Annotated in this window: 3 protein-coding genes; 2 read left to right on the top strand and 1 reads right to left on the bottom strand. The window is 74.2% G+C overall.

All coding sequences use genetic code 11. From position 1 onward, the window contains the following. Positions 1–140 precede the first annotated feature (140 nt). Entirely contained in the window at positions 141–1439 is a 1299-nt protein-coding gene (gene aceA / locus ACFV5N_RS09455; protein ID WP_385596341.1) for an isocitrate lyase, read from the bottom strand. 323 nt (positions 1440–1762) lie between these two features. On the opposite strand from aceA, the gene ACFV5N_RS09450 reads away from it, so the two are divergent. Beyond that, positions 1763–3172, top strand: a complete 1410-nt coding sequence (locus ACFV5N_RS09450) for a short-chain fatty acyl-CoA regulator family protein (RefSeq protein WP_385596338.1) — start codon at positions 1763–1765, stop codon at positions 3170–3172. A 322-nt stretch (positions 3173–3494) separates the two neighbouring features. Beyond that, the coding region (locus ACFV5N_RS09445; RefSeq protein WP_385596335.1) for an amino acid adenylation domain-containing protein at positions 3495–6080 on the top strand (2586 nt) is incomplete at its 3' end.

The raw sequence follows: 6080 nt of genomic DNA, 5'->3' as shown, positions 1-6080 counted from the left end.
TTTTGGTGTTCACCTGGTGGTTCTGGGTGGGGGGGGTGCGGTTTGGTGGGGGGGGGGGGGGGGGGGGGTGGGGGGGCGCGGGGGGGGGGGGGGGGCGGGCGGCCGCGGGCGGCCCCCCGGGCCCCGCGGTGCGCGTGCGCCTACTGGAACTGCTGCTCCTCGGTGGAGCCGCGCAGCGCGGTGGTCTCGGAGTCGGGGTTGAGCGCGGTGGTCACCCGGTCGAAGTAGCCGGTGCCCACCTCGCGCTGGTGCCGCACGGCGGTGAAGCCGCGCCGCTGGGCGGCGAATTCGCGTTCCTGGAGATCGACGTAGGCGGTCATGCCGTGTTCGGCGTACCGGTGCGCCAGGTCGAACATGGCGTGGTTGAGGGAGTGGAAGCCCGCCAGGGTGATGAACTGGAACCGGTAACCCATGGCGCCCAGTTCGCGCTGGAACTTGGCGATCTGGTCCTCGTCCAGGGCGGCCCGCCAGTTGAAGGACGGCGAGCAGTTGTAGGCGAGCATGCGGTCGGGGTGGCGGGCGTGGACGGCCTCGGCGAACGCGCGGGCCTGGCCGAGGTCGGGGGTGCCGGTCTCCATCCACAGCAGGTCGGCGTAGGGGGCGTAGGCGAGGCCGCGGGCGATGGCGGAGTCCAGGCCGGGCCGGACCCGGTAGAAGCCGTCGGCGGTGCGCTCGCCGGTGCAGAAAGGGGCGTCGCGCGGGTCGGTGTCGCTGGTGATGAGGTTCGCGGCCAGGGCGTCGGTGCGGGCCACGACGAGGGTGGGCACCCCGGCGATGTCGGCGGCGAGCCGGGCGGCGTTGAGGGTGCGGATGTGGGTGGCGGTGGGGACCAGGACCTTGCCGCCGAGGTGGCCGCACTTCTTCTCGCTGGCGAGTTGGTCCTCGAAGTGGACGGCGGCGGCGCCGGCCTCGATGAGGGCCTTGGTGAGTTCGAAGGCGTTGAGCGGGCCGCCGAACCCGGCCTCGGCGTCGGCGACGACCGGGACCAGCCAGTCGGTGGTGTCGCCCGCGGCCTCGGCGGTGGCGATCTGGTCGGCACGCAGCAGCGCGTTGTTGATCCGGCGGACCACCGCGGGCACGGAGTTGGCGGGGTACAGGCTCTGGTCGGGGTAGGTCTGGCCGGCCTGGTTGGCGTCCGCGGCGACCTGCCAGCCGGACAGGTACACGGCCTGGAGCCCGGCCTTCACCATCTGGACGGCCTGGCCGCCGGTGAGGGCGCCGAGCGCGTGCACGTAGTCGGTGTCGTGCAGGGCGCGCCACAGCCGTTCGGCGCCGCGCCGGGCGAGGGTGTGTTCCTCGTGGACGGTGCCGGAGAGCCGGATCACGTCCTCGGCGCCGTAGGTGCGTTCGATGCCCTGCCAGCGTGGGTCGGTGGCCCAGTGGTGGGCGAGGCGGGTGGCGGTGTGTGGTGGCCGTGCGCGGTGCTGGTCGTCGGTCATGAGGGTGGTCTCCCGGTGTCGCGAAGGGTGTGGACGCGACGGCCGTGACGGCGCGCCGCGTCCCGCGCGTGGAAGGTGTGTGCGGCCCGCCGTGCCGGTGCCGGGTCGGCGTGGAGGTGACCGGCGGTCGGCCGGACGTGGCTGTCCCGGCGGGCCACGGCACGACTATGGCAGTGGCACTGAGTGCCAACAAGCTGTGCGCCGTGCCAAGTTCTGCGAATCTTCCCGCGCTGTTCGGCCAAGGCCGCCAAGGCCGTCGCCGGGGGGTGGCCCGGCGTGCCATCCGCCCGGATACTGGCGGGTAGCTTCGAAGGGGGTCATCGATGACCAAGGTCTTCGCCGGGGCACGGCTGCGGCTGCTGCGGCAGGAGCGCGGGCTCTCGCAGGTCGCTCTGGCCAGGGCGCTGTCGCTCTCACCGAGCTATCTCAACCAGATGGAACACGACACCCGGCCGCTGACCGTACCCGTCCTGCTGCGGCTGGCGGAGGTGTTCGGGGTGGACGCCGGCTACTTCTCGGAGCGGGAGAGCGCACGGCTGCTGGCGGATCTGACCGAGGCGCTGGCGGAGGAGGTGAGCGCGGGGCGGGTGGGCCAGGCCGATCTGGAGCAACTGGCGCGGGCGCAGCCGGCGGTGGCCCAGGTGCTGGTGGAGCACGGGCGGCGCACCGCCGCGCTCACCGAGCGGCTGGCCGAACTGTCCGGCGGCCGGGCGGAGATCGACGGTGGCGGCCCGCGCGCGCCGCACGAGGAGATCCGGGAGTTCTTCTACCGGCGGCAGAACTATCTGCACGAACTGGACCTGGCGGCCGAGGAACTGGCCGGGGAGCTGGCGCTGCGGCCGGGCGAGGCGCTGCCGGTGCTCGCGGCCCGGCTGGAGGAGCGGCACGGGGTGCGGCTGGCGGAGGGGTGCGAGGTGCTGCACCGCTTCGACCCGGAACGCCGGGTGCTGCGTCTGTCCCGGCGGCTGCGGCCCGGACAGCGGGCGTTCCGGCTGGCGACGCAGGTGGCGCTGCTGGAGTACGGGCCGGAGTTGTCGGAGCTCGCCGGGGAGGATTTCGCGGCGGACACCGACGCGTGGGCGCTGGCGAGAATCGGGGTGGCGCACTATTTCGCGGCGGCACTGCTGTTGCCGTACCGGGTATTTCACGGTGCGGCGGAGGAATTGCGTTATGACATCGAACAGCTGACGGACCGGTTCGGTCTGGGGTACGAGACGGTGTGCCACCGGCTGTCCACCCTGCAGCGGCCGCGCCACCGCGGGGTGCCGTTCTCCTTCGTGCGGGTGGACCGGGCGGGAAACATGTCGAAACGGCAGTCGGCGACCGGTTTCCATTTCTCGCGGGCGGGCGGCACCTGCCCGCTGTGGAATGTGTACGAGGCGTTCGCCGCGCCGGGCCGCATCCTGGTGCAGATCGCGGTGATGCCGGACGGCCGGCGCTATCTGTGGACGGCGCGGACGGTGACCCGGCACCAGGGCGGCTGGGGCGAGCCGCGCAAGACGTTCGCGATCGGTCTGGGCTGCGAACTGCGCCATGCCGGGCGGCTGGTGTACTCCGACGGTCTGGATCTGTCCCAGACGGCCGCCGCGACCCCGGTCGGCATGGGCTGCCGGATCTGCGAACGGCTCGACTGCCCGCAGCGTGCGGTGCCGCCGCTGGGCCGGCGGCTGGCATTCGACGAGAACAGCAGCACGTTCGTGCCCTATCCGGTGGCGGACGGCCCGGTTCGCTGACGGCCCGGAGGACCGGCCGGCACAGCGCGGACCAGAGGGTGGCCCTCTGTGCGTCCGGTGATTTGACGCATCATCCCGGAAAGTGACGGCACGCCATCCGGTAAACGCGCATTCGACGTACGCATATAAATCCCAATGGGCGCACTCTCAGGGAAATTAAAGATTTCCCTCAGTGGAATCAAAGAGTCCGGTGCCTAATGTTTGCCTTCATCCGCTCCCGAGAGCACCCGCCGGAATCCGGCCGGGTGGAACGCGATACGGAAAGGGCAGGTCGTTGTCGGCACCAGTATCCGGTACGAACATCGGACTATTTAGAGAGAGGGTGGAGGCGCGGCCGGCTCCCGGCGAACCGGCCGTCTACCGGTCGGCTCCCGCCGCCCCGCCCCGGACCCTGCTCGACGTGCTGCGGGACACCGTGGCCAGGTGCCCCGGCGCCATCGCCCTGGACGACGGGAGAACCCCCCTCACCTACCGGGAGCTGCACCACCGCGTCACCGAACTGGCCGGCCGGCTGCGGGCCACCGGGATCGGCGTCGGGGACCGGGTCGGGGTCCGGATCGCCTCCGGCGGCGCCGACCTGTACGTGGGCGTGCTCGCGGTGCTGGCCGCCGGGGCCGCCTACGTACCGGTGGACGCCGAGGACCCCGACGAACGGGCCGAACGCGTCTGGCGCGAGGCCGGGGTGTGCGCCGTGCTCGGCGCCGGCGGCCGGGCGGTGCCCGTCCCCGGCACCCCGCCGTGCGGGCGCGCCGAGGACCCGGGACCGGGCAACGACGCCTGGATCATCTTCACCTCCGGCTCCACCGGAAAACCCAAAGGAGTCGCCGTCAGCCACCGTTCGGCCGCCGCGTTCGCCGACGCCGAGGCCGCGCTGTTCGTCCCCGACGCCCCGATCGGCCCGGGCGACCGGGTACTGGCCGGGCTCTCGGTCGGCTTCGACGCCTCCTGCGAGGAGATGTGGCTCGCCTGGCGGCACGGCGCCGCCCTGGTGCCGGCCCCGCGCGCCCTGGTGCGCACCGGCGCCGAACTCGGCCCCTGGCTCGCCGAACAGCGCATCACCGTGGTCTCCACCGTCCCCACCCTCGCCGCCCTGTGGTCGCCCCGGATGCTCGCCGGGGTACGGCTGCTGATCGTCGGCGGCGAGGCCTGCCCGCCCGAGGTGGTGCGGCGCTTCGCCCGCGACGGCCGCGAGGTGTGGAACACCTACGGCCCCACCGAGGCCACCGTCGTCGCCTGCGCCGCCCGGCTGCGCGAGGGCGAACCGGTGCGCATCGGGCTGCCGCTGAACGGCTGGGAGCTGGCCGTGATCGGCCCGGACGGTCTCCCGGTGCCGTGCGGGGAGAGCGGCGAACTCGTCATCGGCGGCGTGGGACTGGGCCGGTACCTGGACCGGGACAAGGACGCCGAACGGTTCGCGCCGCTGCCCGCGCTCGGCTGGCCGCGCGCGTACCGCAGCGGCGACCTGGTGCGCGCCACCCCCGACGGGCTGGAATTCGCCGGCCGGGCCGACGACCAGGTCAAGATCGGCGGACGCCGGGTGGAACTCGGCGAGATCGACGCCGCGCTGCTCGCCCTCCCCCAGGTCACCGCCGCCACCTCGCTGGTGCGCCGCACCCCGGGCGGACTCGACGTACTGGTCGGCTACGTGGTGCCCGCCGGCGGCGACACCGAGCACTTCGACCGCCCCGAGGCCCTGCGCCGGCTGCGCGCGGTCCTGCCCGCCGCGCTCGTCCCCCGGCTCGCCGTCCTGCCGCGCTTCCCGCTCAAGGCCTCCGGCAAGGTGGACCGGGCCGCGCTCCCCTGGCCGCTGCCCGCCGGCCCGCAGCACGCGCCCACCGGCCCCGCGCCCGAGGAGACGGACCCGGTCACCCGGCGGCTGCTCACGCTCTGGAGCGACCTGCTGGGCACCGAAGCCGGCCCGCACGACGACTTCTTCGACCTCGGCGGCACCTCGCTGGCCGCCGCCCGGCTGGTCTCCGCGCTGCGCGAGCACCACCCCCGGGTCTCCGTCGCCGACCTCTACCGGCACCCCACCCCGGCCGCCCTGCGCACCCTGCTCACCGAGCCCGCGACCGGCCCGGACACCGCGCCCGCCCAGGACCCGCCCCGTACGCCCCGCGCGGCCGGCTGGGCCCAGCTGGCCGCCCAGCCGCTGCTGCACGCGGTGGCCGGGCTGCGCTGGGTGGTGGCCATCGCCCTGGCCGGCGAGGCGTTCTCGGCCGCCGGCCACCCGGGCTGGCTGCCCACCCTCCCGTGGTGGCTGCTGGTCCCCGGGTGCCTGCTGCTGTTCACCCTGCCCGGCAAGGTCCTGCTCGCGGTGGCCGGCGTACGGCTGCTGCGCGGGCGGCGGGTGACCGCCGGTGAGCTGCCGCGCGGCGGCGGCGCGCATCTGCGGCTGTGGGCCGCGGAGCGGCTGGTCCAGGCGCTGAACCTCGCCACGCTCACCGGCACCCCGCTGGCCGCCTGGTACGCCCGGCTGCTGGGCTGCCGGGTGGGGCGCCGGGTGGATCTGCGGGTCCTGCCGCCGGTCACCGGGCTCGGCACGTTCGGGGACGGCTGCGCGGTCGAACCCGAGGCGGACCTGGCCGGCTGGTGGCTGGACGGTGACGTGGTGCGGGTCGGCCCCGTCACGGTGGGCGCCGGGGCCCGGGTGGGAGCCCGGGTGACCCTGCTGCCCGGCGCCGAGGTGGGCGCCGGGGCCGAGGTCCTGCCCGGCGGAGCCGTGGCGGGCCGGATCCCGGCGGGCGGCGGATTTTCGCCGTACGTGCGGAAACACGTTCGTATGACGGGCAGATGGGGGAGGATGGGCGGGTGCGTAAGGTCTGGCTGGGCGTCAGTGTCGGTCTCGGGATCTCCTTCTCCTTCGTCGCGCTCCTCGTCGTCGGTACGTACATGGTCGCCGCGGACC

Origin of the sequence: Streptomyces sp. NPDC059853 (assembly GCF_042731495.1) — a bacterium.
In the GTDB taxonomy this organism is placed as follows: domain Bacteria; phylum Actinomycetota; class Actinomycetes; order Streptomycetales; family Streptomycetaceae; genus Streptomyces.
This window is presented reverse-complemented; position numbering and strand designations above follow the sequence as displayed.